This is a genomic window from Sphingomonas sp. NBWT7 (assembly GCF_014217605.1).
Lineage (GTDB): Bacteria > Pseudomonadota > Alphaproteobacteria > Sphingomonadales > Sphingomonadaceae > Sphingomonas.
This window is the reverse complement of record NZ_CP043639.1, coordinates 1,410,690-1,426,019: the sequence shown is the minus strand read 5'-3', so window position 1 is coordinate 1,426,019 and position 15,330 is coordinate 1,410,690. Positions and strand designations below refer to the sequence as shown.

The window sequence follows — 15,330 nt, the reverse complement described above, 5'->3', positions numbered from 1 at the left end:
TTCGCATCAGCGCGGGCCGATCTTTCCTGTTGCCGGCGTATGATTACGTAAATTGGTTAAGAAGCGGTTCGCGGAGCCCAAGAAGACCGGCGATGGCGATAGCGACGCCGTAAGGTATCTCGAGTATCCGGTTGTTTCGGCTGAACTTGTGCTCGATCAGCATGACGAGCGTCAGCACGCCGCCGACGATCGACATAACGAGCAGCATCTGCAGCAGCGGCGTCGCGGGCAGCCATAATGCGACCGCGCCGATGAGCTTGACGTCGCCGCCGCCCATCTGGCCGTAGTGGAAGGCGACCGCGAACAACCCGAAGACTAGCATCCCCAGCCCGAGCTGGATCGCCATGTCGGGCCACGGCGCCAGGCCGATCGCGACCCACCAGGCGGGAGCCAACAGCGCGATCGCCGCGTTCTTCCAATTGGCGATCTCCCGGATGCGTGCATCCTCGATCCCCGCCGAAACCAGCAGGATCGCCAGCACGCCCGGCAGCCCCCAGGAAAGTATGTCCCACCCCATGAGACTGCGGCACTAGACGCAATGACTTGCCAAACCGTAACCATGCCCGCCGCATGACCGATCCCGTCCCGATCCGCCGCGCGATCCCCGTCGACGCGACCGTCACGCGCTGGGCCGCGCCCGATGGCTGGCAGTTGCGCCGGTTCGACTGGCCGGCCGCCGGGGACGTGCCGCGTGGCGGCATCCTGTTCCAGGGCGGGCGCGGCGACGTGTTCGAGAAGTATCTGGAAAGCTTCGCACATTGGCATGATCAGGGCTGGACGATCGCTGCGTTCGACTGGCGCGGGCAGGGCGGATCGGGGCGGCTCTCGCCCGATCCGCACGTCGGCCACGCGATCGATTTCGCCCCGTGGATCGCGGATCTCGCCGCTTTCTGGCGCGACTGGGACGTCGCGGGTCCGCGTGTCGCGATGGGCCATTCGATGGGCGGGCATCTCGTGCTGCGCGCGCTGCTGGAGGAAGCGATCGATCCGGCGGCGGCCGTGCTGATCGCGCCGATGCTGGGGCTGAAGTCGCCGGTCGGCGCGGGGGTTGCGGAACGAGTCGCGCGGCTGATGCGGCGCATCGGCGATCCCGCCCGGCCGGCGTGGAAGGGGCATGAGCGGCCCGGTGCGCGGCTCGATCGACGCACGCTGCTGACCGCGGATCAGAGCCGCTACGACGACGAACAATATTGGTATGAGGAGGTGCCCGAGATCAAGTTGGGGCCGCCGAGCTGGGCGTGGCTCGCCGAAGCATTCGCCTCGACACGCGCGCAGCGTGGCGATCCGCGTCTGGCGACGATCAAGACCCCGCTGCTGATGCTGATCGCCGATGCCGATGGCCTCGTCGATTCGCGCGCCGCGGTTGCGCTCGCCGCACGGCTGCCAACCGCGCAGGTCGTCCGCTTCGGCCGCGAATCGGCGCACGAGATCCTGCGCGAGGCCGATCCGGTGCGCGACCGCGCGCTTGCCGCGATCGACGCTTTCCTTACAGCACACGCGCGATGAGCTACGATATCGCCATCGTCGGCGCCGGGATCGCTGGCGCGACGGTCGCCGCCGAGATTGGGGGCCGCGCGCGCGTGCTGCTGCTCGAGGCAGAGGACGTCGCCGGCTATCACGCGACCGGCCGCTCCGCCGCCTTCTGGTCGGAGACGTACGGCGGACCGGGCATCCAGCCGCTCACCTCGCTGTCGGGGGAGGCGCTGCGCGCCGGCGGCTTCCTCGATCCGCTGGGCTCGCTACATATCGGCGAGGCGGCGGACGAGGTGCGCGCCGAGGCGTTCCTCGACGAGTTCGCCGGCAGCGGCGTCGTCCTCGAGCGTGTGGATCCGCGTGATTACGTTGCCGGTCTTCGTCCGGGGTGGACGGTGGGCGTGATGGAGGCGAGCTGCGCCTATATCGATGTCGCCGCGCTTCATGCCGACGCGCTGGCACGCGCGCGCAGGGCGGGCGCGACGCTGGTCCTAGGCGCTGCGCTCACCGCCGCCGAGCGCCGCGACGGCCGCTGGCGGATTTCTACTCGGTCAGGCGACTTCGACGCCGCGGTCTTGGTCGATGCCGCCGGTGCCTGGGCCGATTCGGTGGCCGCAATCGCTGGCGCCCGCCCGATCGGCATCCAGCCGTATCGTCGCACGCTCGTCCAGCTGCAGACCGATCCGCCGTCGACCCCGACGATGCCGCACGTCGCGCATCTCGGCGGCGACTTCTATTTCAAGCCCGAGGCGGGGGGGCGGCTGTGGCTGAGCCCGCACGACGAGACGCCGTGCGATCCGGGCGACGCGCAGCCCGAGGAGATCGATGTCGCGATCGCGATCGATCGGCTCGAACAGGCCGTTGATTGGCGTGTGACGGCGGTCGACCGCAAATGGGCCGGGCTGCGCAGCTTCGCGCCAGATCGCCTGCCGGTGTACGGTTTCACGGCGGATGCGCCGGGCTTCTTCTGGTTCGCGGGGCAGGGCGGCTTCGGCATCCAGACTGCGCCAGCCGCCGCCGCGATCGGCGCGGCGCTGCTGCTCGGCGACGCGCCGCCGTCGAGCATCGACGTATCGCGCTACGCGGCCGATCGCTTCGCCTGACCCCAAACCGTCGGCGCTAGCGCGGCCTCACCGAATTCCGCGCGGCGCTTTCCTTGCCGATTTCAGTCTTTCGACGCAGCTACCGCGAACCGCGATTCCGACTGCTGCATGCCGAAGATGAGCTCTGCGCCATTCCGCTGAAGTGCACGACGACAGCTAATAGGAGACTCGTGCCTGAGCCGTGAATAGAGGCGCACAAACCTAGCGCGGTGATTTGCTTGGCAGCGCCTACACGAACCCTTCCAGGACGCTGGACGTGGCCATCATAAGGCACAGCGCAGCCAGCAGGGCGGCGTTCCAGCGTCGATTGCGTACCACCAGAATCGCGACGAACAGCCCCAGGATGCCGATGGCACAGCCTATGTAAACAAGGTCGGCGAGCGGATTGTCCGGGCCGGCCACCTCGTTCAGGGGATGCAGTGAATCGAGGATGCTTAGCCCGATCCAGCTAAGCACGTTCGCGGCGAGCAGCCCGCCGATGACGAAACCCTTTTGCCGATCGAACCAATCGTCGAAGTCGGGCCATTCCGCGGGCTCGTCCGGGAAGATCAGCGTCGCGGCAAGATAATAGGTGCCGACCATCGTCAGCACGGCGAGCAGCGTCACGTAGTTCGCCTGTATCTGGTCACGCGCATCCCAGGCGAGCATCCAGAAATTCGACAAATCGAGCATTGCAAGCACGCCGAGCAGCGGCGTCAGCCAGCCCACCCGTACCGGCCGCGCGCCGCGTTTCAGCTTCAGCGCGCGCGACAGGCCGCCGAGCACCTCCGCGATCGCGAGCCCGAGCAGTAGGCCGTAGACCGCGAATACCAGATCGAACCCCGTCACCGACCGCTCCCCAGCTTCCCCGCAGCGGCTATGCTAGCGGCGGAGGGTAGAAGGCAATCGGCTGGCCGAGGTGCTAGGCCTTTCGCCCCGCCAGCACCGCCGCGTCGCTCGCCAGCTTATCGGCCCGCTCGTTCTCGGGATGGCCGGCGTGGCCCTTCACCCACTGCCACTCGACACGGTGGCGCTCGGCGGCGTCGAGCAGCTTCTGCCACAGCTCGGCGTTCTTCACCGGCTTCTTGTCGGCGGTCTTCCAGCCGTTCCGCCGCCAGCCATGGATCCACTTGGTCAGGCCGTCCATGACGTAGCGACTGTCGGTGTAGAGCGTAACGTGGCACGGGCGGGTGAAGGCGGCGAGCGCCTCGATCGCGGCGGTCAGCTCCATGCGATTGTTCGTCGTCAGCGTCTCGCCGCCCGACATCTCCTTCTCGTGCGTCCCCATACGAAGCACCGCGCCCCAGCCGCCGGGGCCGGGATTGCCCTTGCACGCGCCGTCGGTGAACGCCTCGACGCGGGGCAGTTCCTTGGTGATCGAAGAGGAAGTGTCGGTCATGCGAACGCGTCCGGATTGGCCTCGTACCAGGCGAGCCGGCGAAGATAGGCGAGGGGGTCCTTGCGGGTGACGAGCGCGTCGGCCGGCGTGTGCAGCCAGTCCCATGCGCGGCTGAGCAGGAAGCGAACGCACGCGCCGCGCGCGAGCACCGGCAGCGCGACGCGCTCGACGTCGCTAAGCGGGTGCGCGGCCGTATAGCCGTCGAGTAGTCCGCGTCCGATCGCCGCGTCGGGATTTTCACCGCGCGCGTCGAACATCCACGACGTGTGCATCACAGCGAGGTCGTAGGCCCGGATATCGGTGCACGCGAAGTAGAAGTCGATCAGCCCGGTCACGCGGTCGCCGAGCATCAGGACGTTGTCGGGAAAAAGATCGGCATGGATCGCGCTGGTCGGAAGCAACGCTGGCCAGGCTGCTTCGACCGCGCCGAGCGCATCAGCGACCCGCATGTAAAGCCCGTCGGCGATCGTATCCAGGTCGCGCCCGCACCGCTCAAGCAACGGGCGCCACTCGCCGATCCCCATCGAATTGGCGCGTACCGGCGCGAAATCGGCCACCGCATGGTGCATCGCGCCCATCGCTGCGCCGGCGGCGCGCGCCTGCGCCGGCGTCGGATGCGACAGCGACACGCCGGACAGGAACTTGATGAGGCATGCCGGGCGGCCGGCAAGCTCCTGGATCTCGGCGCCGCCACGATCCTTGATCGCGGGCGGCACCGGCATCCCCTTGGCATCGAGATGGTCGAGCAGCGCCATGAAGAACGGCAGATCGTCCGCCGCGACGCGCTTCTCGTACAAGGTTAGGATGAAGCGACCTCCGGTCGTGTCGACGAGGTAATTCGAATTCTCCACGCCCTCGGCGATGCCTTTCGCCGAGACGAGTTCACCAACGTCGTAGCGCGCGAGGAACGTCGCGAGCGCCTCGGCGGCGACATGCGTGTAGACCGCCATTGATCCTGCCCCTTCGGCTGCCGACGGGCTAGGCCGCCTGCTCCAGCGCGCGCGGCAGCTTGAACGCGATTGTCTCGCGCGTCGTCTCCTCCTCGCGCTCGGTCACGTCAAAACGCGTCGCGAGTAGATCGACCAGCTCGCGCACCAGCAGTTCGGGCGCCGACGCGCCGGCGGTTATGCCAAGCGTGCCGATCCCGTCGAGGAACGCCCAGTCGAGATCGGCGGCGCGCTGGATCAGCGCGGCGCGCACGCCCTCGCGCTGTGCTACCTCGACCAAACGTACGGAGTTCGACGAATTGGGCGCGCCGATCACCAGCACCGCGTCGCACGCCCCCGCAATCGCCTTCACCGCCGCCTGGCGGTTCGACGTGGCGTAGCAAATGTCCTCGCCGCGCGGCGCCTGCATCGCGGGGAAGCGGCGCTGCAGCGTGCGCACGACCTCGGCGGTGTCGTCGACCGACAAGGTCGTCTGCGTGAGGAAGGCGAGGTTGTCCGGATCGGCCGGCGCGAACGCCTCGGCATCCGCAACGTCCTCGATCAGCGTCATCGAGCCTGCCGGCACCTGGCCGAAGGTGCCGATCACCTCGGGATGCCCCTCATGCCCGATAAAGACGATGTGCCGACCCGCCGCCACCAGCCGCTCTGCCTGGCGGTGAACCTTGGAGACGAGCGGACAGGTGGCATCGAGATAGTCGAGCCCGCGTGCCTGCGCGTTTGCCGGCACCGACTTGGGCACGCCGTGAGCGGAGAATACCACCGGCGCGCCGTCGGGCACCTCGTCGAGTTCCTCGACGAAGACGGCGCCCTTCGCGCGCAGCGTATCGACGACGAACTTGTTGTGGACGATTTCGTGCCGGACATAGACCGGTGCGCCGTGCTTCTCGATCGCGAGTTCGACGATGCGGATCGCCCGATCGACCCCGGCGCAGAAGCCGCGCGGCGCGGCGATCAGCAGCTCGAGGACGGGCTTGGCGGCGGTCGCTGGCGTCTCGGTCATGGTGCGAGCGCTTACGCGATTGCCTGCCCGCACGGAAGGCGGTTATGAGCGCGGCCGTATCGTAAGAGGTTTCCCGCCCGTGTCCTTTCGCCAACTCGCTGCCCCGCTCGCGCTCGTCCTCCTTGCCGGTGGCTGCGCCAAGAGCGGCGAAATCTCGGTCGAGGGCGGCGTCGGGATCAGCGCGGTCCGTTCGGTCTGCCCGGTGGTCGGCGTGCCCGCAGGGACGGGTGACATCACCATATTCGATCCGCCGGCGAGCCGCGACGCGAGCGCGATCGACGTCACCGCTGTGATGACCAACGTGCGCGGCACGTGCAACGAGGGCGCGAGCGACATCACCAGCACCGTAAGCTTCGACGTGCGTGCACGCCGGACACGGACGGACGGGCCGCGCGACGTCGTGCTGCCGTACTTCATCTCGATCGTGCGCGGCGGCACGCAGGTCGCGGCGAAGCGCGTCGGCCAGGTGCAGGTACATTTCGACGCCGGTCAGGCGCTCGCCACCACCAGCGGTCAGGCGAGCGCGACCGTCAGCCGGGCCGCCGCGACGCTGCCCGAAGCGGTGCGCGAGCAACTGACGCGCAAGCGCAAGGCGGGCGACAATGATGCCGCGGTCGATCCGCTGTCGACGCCGGAGGTGCGCCAGGCGGTGCTGACCGCGAGCTTCGAGGCGCTGGTCGGCTTCCAGCTTACCGAGGACCAGCTGCGCTACAACGCACAGCGCTGACGCCGAACCGCCGCTTCGGTGCGGCGGCGGGCGATTGACTAAGCCGGCGCGCGTCGGCAGAGCGGCACGGTCGATGCCGGGCAACCGGCGTGGGCGCGCGGGAGAGTGCGGACGGCCTTCCAGGCCACCATCCGCCGCCGAAGGAGCAACCACCCCGGAATCTCTCAGGCATCAGGGACCGCGCGCGCGATTTGACGCTCTGGAAAGCGGCCGTGCCGGCAGGCGCTGCCCACCGAAGGTGTAAGCGCGGACGCATGTTCCGCGCGAAAGCTCTCAGGTTCCGTGACAGAGGGGGAGTTGCTCGCGTCGCCCACGGGGGATGCGTTCGCCCTTTCGACGATGGAACACGCCCGGTGAGCGATCACGACGACGACGACGTAATCATCGAAACGCTGGCGCTGCCGCTCGACGGCTGGCACCGCGCGCGCGGCGGCCGGATGGTGGAATTCGCCGGCTATTGGATGCCTGTCCAGTACGAAGGCATCATGGCCGAGCATCTGTGGACGCGCGAGAGCGCCGGGCTGTTCGACGTCAGCCACATGGGCCAGCTAAGCATTACCAGCGACGAAGCGGCGACCGACGTGGTGGCGGCGCTCGAGGCGCTGATGCCCGCTGATATCGCCGGGCTCGCGCGCAATCGCGCCCGCTACTCGCTGCTGCTCGACGCGGGTGGCGGCATCCTCGACGATCTGATGCTGACCCGTCCGGCCTTGGCCGACGGCGAAAGCGAGCGCGTCTACATGGTCGTCAACAGCGCGACCAAATACGACGACGTCGCGCACATGATCGAGCATCTGCCCGATGCGATCACAATCAACCTGATGGAGGACCACGCGCTGCTCGCGCTGCAGGGGCCCAAAGCGGTCGACGCGCTCGCGCGGCTCGTGCCGGGGGTCGAGGCGATGGTGTTCATGCAGGCGGGTGGCTTCGCCTGGCAGGGGCACGACCTGTGGATCAGCCGCAGCGGCTATACCGGCGAGGACGGGTTCGAGATCTCGGTTCCGGCGGAGGCCGCCGAGGCGCTCGCCGACGCGCTCGTCGCGCAGCCCGAGGTGAAGCCGATCGGGCTGGGCGCACGCGATTCGCTGCGGCTCGAGGCGGGATTGCCGCTCTACGGCCACGATCTGACGCCCGAGACGACGCCGGTGATGGCCGATCTCGGCTTCGCGCTGTTCAAGCGCCGCCGCGAGCAGGGCGGCTTCCCCGGTGCCGAGCGCATCCTTGCTGAGCGCGCGAGCGGCCCCGTGTCGAAGCGCGTCGGCCTGCTGGTCGAGGGGCGCCAGCCGGTGCGCGAGGGCGCGAGCGTCGTCGATGCCGAGGGCAGCGAGGTCGGCCGCGTGACGTCGGGCGGGTTCGCGCCCAGCGTCGGGGCACCGATCGCGATGGCGTACGTTCCCGCCGCGATGGCCGTGCCCGGCACCCGCATCCAGCTGGCGCAGCGCGGCAAGGTGCACGCCGCAACCGTTACCGCGATGCCGTTCGTTCCCCACCGCTATTTCCGAGGAGCCTGAGTGATGAGCCGCTATTTCACCGAGGATCACGAGTGGATCGACGTCGACGGTGACGTCGGCACGGTCGGCATCTCCGACTATGCGCAGGGCCAGCTCGGCGACATCGTGTTCGTCGACGTTCCCGAGGAGGGCAAACAGCTCGCCAAGGGCGACGAGGCGGCGGTGGTCGAGAGCGTCAAGGCGGCGAGCGACGTCTACTCGCCCGTCTCGGGCACAGTCATCGAGGGCAATCCCGCGCTGACCGACGATCCCAGCCTCGTCAATTCGGATCCGGAGGCGGAAGGCTGGTTCTTCAAGCTGTCGCTGAAGGATGCCGGCGAGCTCGACGGCCTGATGGATGAGGCCGCGTACGAGGCGTTCGTCGCCAAGCTGTAATCGCGGCCGTCACCGGGCCGGAAGCTGACCGGCCCGGCAGCTCCGCCGGATACGATCGATGCCCCTCCGTGCGGAGGCGGGAGTTTTTCCAAGATGCGCTACCTACCGCTTACCGACCATGATCGCCGCGCGATGCTCGACGTCATCGGTGCCGGCTCGATTGACGATCTGTTCGTCGACGTTCCCGCGGCAGCGCGGCTCGCCGAGCCAATCGCCGGCCTGCCGATGCACGCGAGCGAGCTCTCCGTCGAGCGGCACATGACCAAGCTCGCGCGGCAGAACTTGTCGGCGGGAGAGGCGCCCTTCTTCCTCGGCTGCGGCGCGTACCGCCACCATGTGCCGGCGAGCGTCGATCACCTGATCCAGCGCGGCGAGTTCCTCACCGCCTACACGCCCTATCAGCCCGAGATCGCGCAGGGCACGCTGCAGATGCTGTTCGAGTTCCAGACGCAGGTTGCGCGGCTGCTCGGCACCGACGTGGCGAACGCCAGCATGTACGACGGCTCGACCGCCTGCTGGGAAGCGATCGGCATGGCGCGGCGGATCACCAAGCGCGGGCGTGCGATCCTGTCGGGCGGGCTTCATCCACATTACGTCTCGGTCGCCAAGACGATGGCGAAATACACGGGCGACGCGCTCGACGTGTCGCTGCCGACGCTGACCGCGGAGGGCGATCTCGACGCGCTGATCGCCAAGATCGACGGTGATACGTCGTGCGTCGTCGTGCAATATCCCGACATCCTCGGCCGCATCGCCGATCTGACGCCGCTTGCCGACGCGTGCCACGCCCACAAGGCGCTGCTGATCGCCGTCGTCACCGAGCCGGTGGCGCTGGGCGCGATCAAATCGCCGGGCGAGATGGACGCCGATATCGTCGTCGGCGAGGGGCAGTCGCTGGGTGTCGGGCTGCAGTTCGGCGGGCCGTACGTCGGCCTGTTCGGGTGCAAGGACAAATACGTTCGGCAGATGCCGGGCCGCCTGTGCGGCGAGACGGTCGATGCCGACGGGCGCCGCGGCTTCGTGCTGACGCTGTCGACGCGCGAGCAGCACATCCGCCGCGAGAAGGCGACGAGCAACATCTGCACCAACTCAGGCCTGTGTGCGCTCGCCTTCTCGATCCACATGACGCTGCTCGGCGAGGCGGGGCTGCGTGCGCTCGCGGCGGCCAACCACGCGGGCGCGGTGGCGGCGGCGGAGCGGCTTGCGCAGGTGCCGGGTGTGAGCCTCGTCAACGACACCTTCTTCAACGAGTTCACGCTCGATCTCGGCCGCGAGGCGCGCCCGATCGTCCGCGCGCTCGCCGACAAGGGCGTGCTCGCGGGTGTGTCGCTCGGCCGGCTCTATCCGGGCGAGCAGGCGCTGGAGAACGGCCTCGTCGTCGCGGTGACCGAGACGACGACGCCCGAGGATGTCGAGGCGCTGGCGACTGCGCTGCAAGCGGCGCTGGCCTGAGTGTATCACCCGCCCCGGCACTTGGCCGGGGTTCAGCGACGCGACGCTGAGAGCAGGACCCGGCACCGCCGGGGTGGAGAGAAGACGATGGCATTGAACCAGAGCGGTTGGCGCCCGACGACACCGGAAGCGGGCAGCAACGCCGCCCCGACCTTTACCGGCAACAAGGCGCTGATGCTGGAGGAGGCGCTGATCTTCGAGATCGGCTCGACCGACACGACCGGCGTCGAAGTGGCCGCGCCCATTTCCGCGACGTCACGGCTCGGCACGCTCGCACGCACGGCGCCGACCGGCTTGCCGGGGCTCAGCGAACCCGAGACGGTGCGGCATTATACCCGGCTCAGCCGGCAGAATTATGCGATCGATCTCGGGCTGTTCCCGCTCGGCTCGTGCACCATGAAGCACAATCCGCGGCTGAACGAGAAGATGGCGCGGCTGCCCGGATTCGCCGACGTCCATCCGCTCCAGCCGGTCGATACCGTTCAGGGTGCGCTCGGCGTCATCAACGAACTCGCCGTCTGGCTGATCACCCTCACCGGGATGCATGGCGTCGCGATGAGCCCCAAGGCAGGCGCACATGGCGAGTTGTGCGGCATGCTGTGCATCAAGGCGGCGCTCGAGAAGCGCGGCGAAGGGCATCGCAAGGTGGTGCTGGTGCCCGAGAGCGCGCACGGCACCAACCCCGCGACCGCGGCGTTCGCGGGCTTCACGGTCGAGGACATTCCGGCGACCGCCGAGGGTCGTGTCGATACCGACGCGCTGAAGGCGCGCCTTGGCCCCGACGTTGCCGCGGTGATGATCACCAACCCGAATACCTGCGGCTTGTTCGAGCGCGATCTCAAGGCGATCTCGGACGCGGTCCACGCGGCGGGCGGCTACGTCTACTGTGACGGCGCGAACTTCAACGCGATCGTCGGCCGCGTTCGCCCCGGCGATCTTGGCATCGATGCGATGCACATCAACCTGCACAAGACCTTTTCGACCCCGCACGGCGGGGGCGGGCCGGGCTCTGGCCCGACGGTGCTGTCGGAAGCGCTGGCGCCGTTCGGCCCGCTGCCCTTCACCGCGCGGATGAAGGACGGCCATATCGCGCTGATCGAGGAAGAGACGGCGGATGACGATCACCCCGACACCTTCGGCCGCATGACCGCCTTCCACGGCCAGATGGGCATGTTCACCCGCGCGCTGACGTACATCCTCAGCCACGGCGCGGATGGCCTGCGGCAGGTCGCCGAGGATGCGGTGCTCAACGCTAATTACGTGCTGCGTAGCCTGGAGGACACGCTCGACGCGCCGTTCGCGTTCGCCGGCCCGTGCATGCATGAGGCGATCTTCTCCGATGAAGGCTTCCCCGAGGGCTTCTCGACGATCGACGTCGCCAAGGCGCTGATCGACGAGGGCTTCCACCCGATGACGATGTATTTCCCGCTCGTCGTCCACGGCGCGATGCTGATCGAGCCGACAGAGACCGAATCAAAGGCCGCGCTCGATCAGTTCATCGGCGCGCTGCGCTCCGTGGCGAAGCGCGCCAAGGCGGGCGACGCGAGCCTCAAGACGGCGCCGCATTTCGCGCCGCGTAGCCGCCTCGACGAGACGCTTGCCGCGCGCAAGCCGAAGCTCGTGTGGAAGGAGCCCGTCGTCGCGAGCGAGGCGGCGGAGTAAGGTGCGGAGGCGGGCGGTCCTGGCGGGGCTGCTCGGCCTCGTCGGCGGCGCGGCGGCCGGGCTGCTCGCCGCAATGCTGCTCGTCTATCTGTGGTTCGACGTCTTTCACCTGCCGGCGATGAACGACGATCCCAAACCCGGCATCGCGATGCTCGGCTATGCCGTGCCGATCTTGGCCGGGTTGGGCGCGGCCGGCGGCGCGACGCTGATGGTGCGGCGCGTGCGCACCGCACGGGCGACGAACTTTTGGGCGGCGGCGTTCGCCGTTGCGATCCTCGTCGTCGTCTTGGCGCTGTTCCTGATCGTCAACTGATCAGCGCCGCAGCCGCGCGGCGAGCGTGATGCCTGCGGCAAGTTGCGCGAGCCCGTAGAGCCGCCGTGCCGTGGGTCTGGCGGCGAACGGCCGTACCAACGCGTCGACCGCCGCGACCTCCGATCGCCAGAGGTCGATGTGCCGCGTCGGCTGCACGAGGCCGAGCAGCCCGTCGCCGATCATGAAGATCGCCGCCATTTCCGCCGATCGCTTGATCCCGAGCGCAACTTCATCATGCATCCAGTGTCAACGCATCTGATCAGGCGGCGGGTTCCTTGGGATAGGGCGATGGGCCGCCTTCCGCGATGAAGCGGTCGATCCGCGCCTCGAGCACGGGCATGGGCACGCTGCCGAGGCTGAGCACGGTATCGTGGAAGTTGCGGATGTCGAACTTCGCGCCGAGCGAGGCTTCGGCCTTCGCACGCACGCGCTGGATCGCGAGCTGGCCGAGATAATAGCTCAGCGCCTGCGCGGGCCAGCCGATGTAGCGATCGATCTCGGTGGTGATCTCGTGCTCGCTGAGCGCGGTGTTGTCGCGCATATAGGCTTGCGCCTGCTCGCGACTCCAGCCCTTGGCATGAATGCCCGTATCGACCACCAGTCGCGCCGCGCGCCACGCCTGATACGACAGCATGCCGAACCGCTCGTACGGCGTGCGATAGAAACCCATCTCATCGCCGAGGCGCTCGGTATACAGCGCCCAGCCTTCGCCGAAGGCGGAGATATAGCTGTTGCGGCGGAACGGCTTCAACGTCGTATTCTCGATCGCCAGCGGCATCTGGAAGGCGTGGCCCGGCGCGCTCTCGTGCAGCGTCAGCGCGGGCAGCTGGAACAGCGGACGCGACGGCAGATCATAGGTGTTGACGAGATACGTGCCCGGCCCGCCGCGCCCCGCGGTGTAGAAGGGGGCGATGTCGGGCGGCACCTCGATGATCGCGAAGCGCTGCCGCGGCAGCCGGCCGAACCACTTACCCGCCATCGCGTCGAAGCGCTTGGCGTGCCACGCCGCCTCCTTCATCAGCTCGTCGGCGGTCTTGGGATAGAATTGCGGATCGCGGCGCAGGAAGGTGAGGAACGCGGGCAGGTCGCCGGCGAACTTCGCCTCCTTCTTCACCGCCTCCATCTCGGCGCGGATCTTGGCCATTTCCGACAAGCCGAGCGCGTGGATCGCGTCGGGCGTCATGTCGAGCGTGGTGAAGGCGCGGATGCGGCTGCGGTAATAGACCGCGCCGTCGGGGTAACTCGTCGCGCCGAGGTTTTTGGTCAGGCCGGGGAAGTAGCGCGTGCGCAGAAAGACGAGCAGCGTCTTGTGCGCGGGCACGATCCGGTCGGCGATGATCGCGCGCGCCTCGGCCTGCAGCGCGGCCCGGCGCGCGGCGGGGATCGACGCGGGCATCTTCGCGAACGGCTGATAGTAGACGACGGCCGTCGGATCGGTCGCGGCGGCGATCGTCTCGACCGATTTCTCACGCCCCTGCATCACGATCGACGGTGGGGTGAAGCCGCGCTTCAGCCCCGCGGCGAGATTGTCGGTCTGCTGCGCGAGGTACGTCGGCACGTCGCCAAGCCACGTAAGGTAGCGGCGGTAATCGGCCTCACCACCGGTGAAGTCGCCACGCGCCGTATACTGAAGGTCCGACCAGAAAGCGCTGTCGCCGTTGACCGGCTTCTCCCATTCGCGAAAAGCCTCTTCGTCGACCTGCGCCGCGATCTGCGCGCGATAGACCTGCCAGTCGGTCAGCGCGTCAGGCGACAGGCGCTTGGTATCGATCGCGTCGAGCTTCGCCAGCGTGCCGCGCCAATAGGCGAGCCGGCGGGCGTGCGCCGCCGCAGAAACGTCGGGCAGATGCTCGTCGACGACGCCGGGGCCGCCGTCGGCGATGCGCTCCTGCTGCCGCCACGCCCATTCCGCCTGCCAGATCGCGTCGAAGGCCGCATCCGCAGCGGTAGCGGCGGAAGCGGGGGCGGCGATCGCCACGGGACCGGAAAGGACGGCGGGGGCGACGAGCGCCAGCGGGGCGAGGATGCGCATCGCACCGTGGTGGCGGATCGCCCGGCCGCCCGCAAGCCGCGTCAATTCTGCGCGATCGCCCCGCGCGTCTCCTCACGCCGCCGGCGGTGCTCGCGCCAGACGATGTAGAGCCCGGAGGCGACGATCACCGGTGCGCCCGCCCAAGTGCTCACCACCGGCAGCATCCCGAACACCGCCCAGCCAAAGATCGTCGCCCAGAGCAGCGCGGTATAATCCATCGGCACGACGAGGCTGACCTCGCCGAGCTGTAGCGAGCGCGTCATCGCGATCTGCGCCGCCCCGCCGAGGAGGCCGATGCCGAGCAGCAACGCCCAGACAACCGGGGCGTGCGGCTGCATCACACCGACGTAGGCGATGCTGAGCGGCACGAGCGACAGCGTCGAGAACCAGAAGACGGTCGTCAGCCCCGATTCGGTTTTGCCGATCGTCCGCAGCAGGATCGAGATGCACGCGGTGCAGAATGCCGCGCCGAGCCCGGTGGCGATGCCGAGCGCCGGAATGTGCCCGTCGCCCGGCTGCGTCACGATCAACACGCCGGCGAACCCCGCGAGCACCGCCGCCCAGCGCCGCCAGCCGGTCGGCTCGTGCAGCACGAGCGCGCCGAGCACGGTGGCGAAGATCGGCATCGAGAAGCCGAGCGTCGTCGCCTCCGCCAGCGGCAGCAGCAGCAGCGTCCAGAAGGTCAGCGACATCGCGGTAAGCCCGATCACGCAGCGCAGCACGTGCGCGCCGAAGCGCTGCGTCCGAAGCGAGGCGAATCCCGGCCCTGCGCCGACGATCGCGCCGACCAGCAACGCAGCGCCAAACTGCCGCCAGAACAGGATTTCACCCAGCGCCGCGCCGCGCGCCTCGGCCAGCTTGATCAGCACGTTCATCGTCGCGAACAAGGCGACGGACAGAAGGCGCAACCCGATCGCGCGAGAGAGGGAGGTATCGCGAGCGGCCATCCGCTCCGCTTATCCCGGCGTTGCGCGACGGCAAGCGCTTATGGGCGACGCGGCCAATTCATTTCGGCGAGTGGCGGCCTGGTCCAGGCACGCTTGGCGGACATAGCAGTCCGTACGGATTGAGGCGCTTCGATGCGCACCGAAATTGAAAACGACGATCCTTTTTCCGCAACAATCGTGATGGTGTACGTTTGCAATGCCATCTGACATCTCCTGATCAAAGCCTTTCGGCTGACGCCAGCATTGTCAGGGCGAAACAGTGGAACAACGACAAGCATCCAATTCGGATGGTTTATATTCGTGGTCGCACGCGCCACGCGCCACGCGCCACGCTCCCGCAAACGACCGACTAATCCCTCCGAATTGAATTAAAGAGGTTCTACGCAGCGTATGTGTGAAAATATGCGGAA

The 15,330-nt window shown here is 68.2% G+C and carries 16 protein-coding genes and 1 riboswitch; of the genes, 8 read left to right on the top strand and 8 right to left on the bottom strand.

Annotation, left to right across the window (positions count from 1 at the left end):
* Nucleotides 1-43: 43 nt before the first annotated feature.
* Nucleotides 44-517 (bottom strand): prepilin peptidase, encoded by a 474-nt coding sequence (locus F1C10_RS07170; protein WP_185209817.1) that lies wholly within the window; start codon nucleotides 515-517, stop codon nucleotides 44-46.
* 53 nt (nucleotides 518-570) lie between these two features.
* Here F1C10_RS07170 and F1C10_RS07165 point away from each other — a divergent pair, with 53 nt between their 5' ends.
* Nucleotides 571-1,506, top strand: coding sequence for an alpha/beta fold hydrolase (locus tag F1C10_RS07165; protein WP_185209816.1), 936 nt, complete (start codon nucleotides 571-573; stop codon nucleotides 1,504-1,506).
* Nucleotides 1,503-2,576 (top strand): FAD-binding oxidoreductase, encoded by a 1,074-nt coding sequence (locus F1C10_RS07160; RefSeq protein ID WP_185209815.1) that lies wholly within the window; start codon nucleotides 1,503-1,505, stop codon nucleotides 2,574-2,576. The genes F1C10_RS07165 and F1C10_RS07160 overlap by 4 nt, the downstream gene beginning before the upstream one ends.
* A 228-nt stretch (nucleotides 2,577-2,804) precedes the next feature.
* On the opposite strand, the gene F1C10_RS07155 is transcribed toward F1C10_RS07160, so the two are convergent.
* The 4 genes from F1C10_RS07155 to ispH all read right to left on the bottom strand — a co-directional run bounded on the left by F1C10_RS07155 (nucleotide 2,805) and on the right by ispH (nucleotide 5,901).
* Nucleotides 2,805-3,404 (bottom strand): hypothetical protein, encoded by a 600-nt coding sequence (locus F1C10_RS07155; protein ID WP_185209814.1) that lies wholly within the window; start codon nucleotides 3,402-3,404, stop codon nucleotides 2,805-2,807.
* Between the two features lie 73 nt (nucleotides 3,405-3,477).
* Nucleotides 3,478-3,954: a ribonuclease HI gene (gene rnhA / locus F1C10_RS07150; RefSeq protein ID WP_185209813.1), complete on the bottom strand. Its 477-nt coding sequence runs from the start codon at nucleotides 3,952-3,954 to the stop codon at nucleotides 3,478-3,480.
* Complete coding sequence (thrB, locus tag F1C10_RS07145; protein ID WP_185209812.1) at nucleotides 3,951-4,904, bottom strand: homoserine kinase; 954 nt, start codon at nucleotides 4,902-4,904, stop codon at nucleotides 3,951-3,953. Before thrB ends, rnhA begins: the two co-directional genes overlap by 4 nt.
* A gap of 28 nt (nucleotides 4,905-4,932) precedes the next feature.
* Nucleotides 4,933-5,901 (bottom strand): 4-hydroxy-3-methylbut-2-enyl diphosphate reductase, encoded by a 969-nt coding sequence (ispH, locus tag F1C10_RS07140; protein ID WP_185209811.1) that lies wholly within the window; start codon nucleotides 5,899-5,901, stop codon nucleotides 4,933-4,935.
* Nucleotides 5,902-5,980: 79 nt separating this feature from the next.
* On the opposite strand from ispH, the gene F1C10_RS07135 reads away from it, so the two are divergent.
* From F1C10_RS07135 to F1C10_RS07110, 6 genes are all read left to right on the top strand, one after another.
* Nucleotides 5,981-6,628 (top strand): hypothetical protein, encoded by a 648-nt coding sequence (locus F1C10_RS07135; RefSeq protein ID WP_185209810.1) that lies wholly within the window; start codon nucleotides 5,981-5,983, stop codon nucleotides 6,626-6,628.
* 88 nt (nucleotides 6,629-6,716) lie between these two features.
* A riboswitch (glycine riboswitch) is annotated at nucleotides 6,717-6,819 on the top strand.
* Nucleotides 6,820-6,981: 162 nt separating this feature from the next.
* The gene (gene gcvT / locus F1C10_RS07130; protein WP_258043122.1) at nucleotides 6,982-8,139 is read left to right on the top strand and encodes a glycine cleavage system aminomethyltransferase GcvT; all 1,158 of its coding nucleotides are present in this window, start codon (nucleotides 6,982-6,984) and stop codon (nucleotides 8,137-8,139) included.
* 3 nt (nucleotides 8,140-8,142) lie between these two features.
* On the top strand, nucleotides 8,143-8,514 hold the full coding sequence (gcvH, locus tag F1C10_RS07125) for a glycine cleavage system protein GcvH (RefSeq protein WP_185209808.1): 372 nt from the start codon (nucleotides 8,143-8,145) through the stop codon (nucleotides 8,512-8,514).
* Between the two features lie 93 nt (nucleotides 8,515-8,607).
* A complete protein-coding gene (gene gcvPA, locus F1C10_RS07120; protein ID WP_185209807.1) occupies nucleotides 8,608-9,966 on the top strand; it encodes an aminomethyl-transferring glycine dehydrogenase subunit GcvPA in 1,359 nt (452 codons plus the stop codon).
* Nucleotides 9,967-10,053: 87 nt separating this feature from the next.
* Nucleotides 10,054-11,628 carry an aminomethyl-transferring glycine dehydrogenase subunit GcvPB gene (gcvPB, locus tag F1C10_RS07115; RefSeq protein ID WP_185209806.1) on the top strand — a complete coding sequence of 525 codons (1,575 nt, stop codon included), beginning with the start codon at nucleotides 10,054-10,056 and terminating at the stop codon, nucleotides 11,626-11,628.
* A 1-nt stretch (nucleotide 11,629) separates the two neighbouring features.
* Nucleotides 11,630-11,941, top strand: a complete 312-nt coding sequence (locus F1C10_RS07110) for a hypothetical protein (RefSeq protein WP_185209805.1) — start codon at nucleotides 11,630-11,632, stop codon at nucleotides 11,939-11,941.
* On the opposite strand, the gene F1C10_RS07105 is transcribed toward F1C10_RS07110, so the two are convergent.
* From F1C10_RS07105 to F1C10_RS07095, 3 genes are read right to left on the bottom strand one after another with little or no spacing between them, the layout of a single operon-like run.
* The gene (locus F1C10_RS07105; protein ID WP_185209804.1) at nucleotides 11,942-12,181 is read right to left on the bottom strand and encodes a hypothetical protein; all 240 of its coding nucleotides are present in this window, start codon (nucleotides 12,179-12,181) and stop codon (nucleotides 11,942-11,944) included.
* Between the two features lie 19 nt (nucleotides 12,182-12,200).
* On the bottom strand, nucleotides 12,201-14,018 hold the full coding sequence (locus F1C10_RS07100; protein WP_258043121.1) for a DUF885 family protein: 1,818 nt from the start codon (nucleotides 14,016-14,018) through the stop codon (nucleotides 12,201-12,203).
* Complete coding sequence (locus F1C10_RS07095) at nucleotides 14,015-14,920, bottom strand: DMT family transporter (RefSeq protein WP_185209803.1); 906 nt, start codon at nucleotides 14,918-14,920, stop codon at nucleotides 14,015-14,017. The genes F1C10_RS07100 and F1C10_RS07095 overlap by 4 nt, the downstream gene beginning before the upstream one ends.
* Nucleotides 14,921-15,330: the final 410 nt, after the last annotated feature.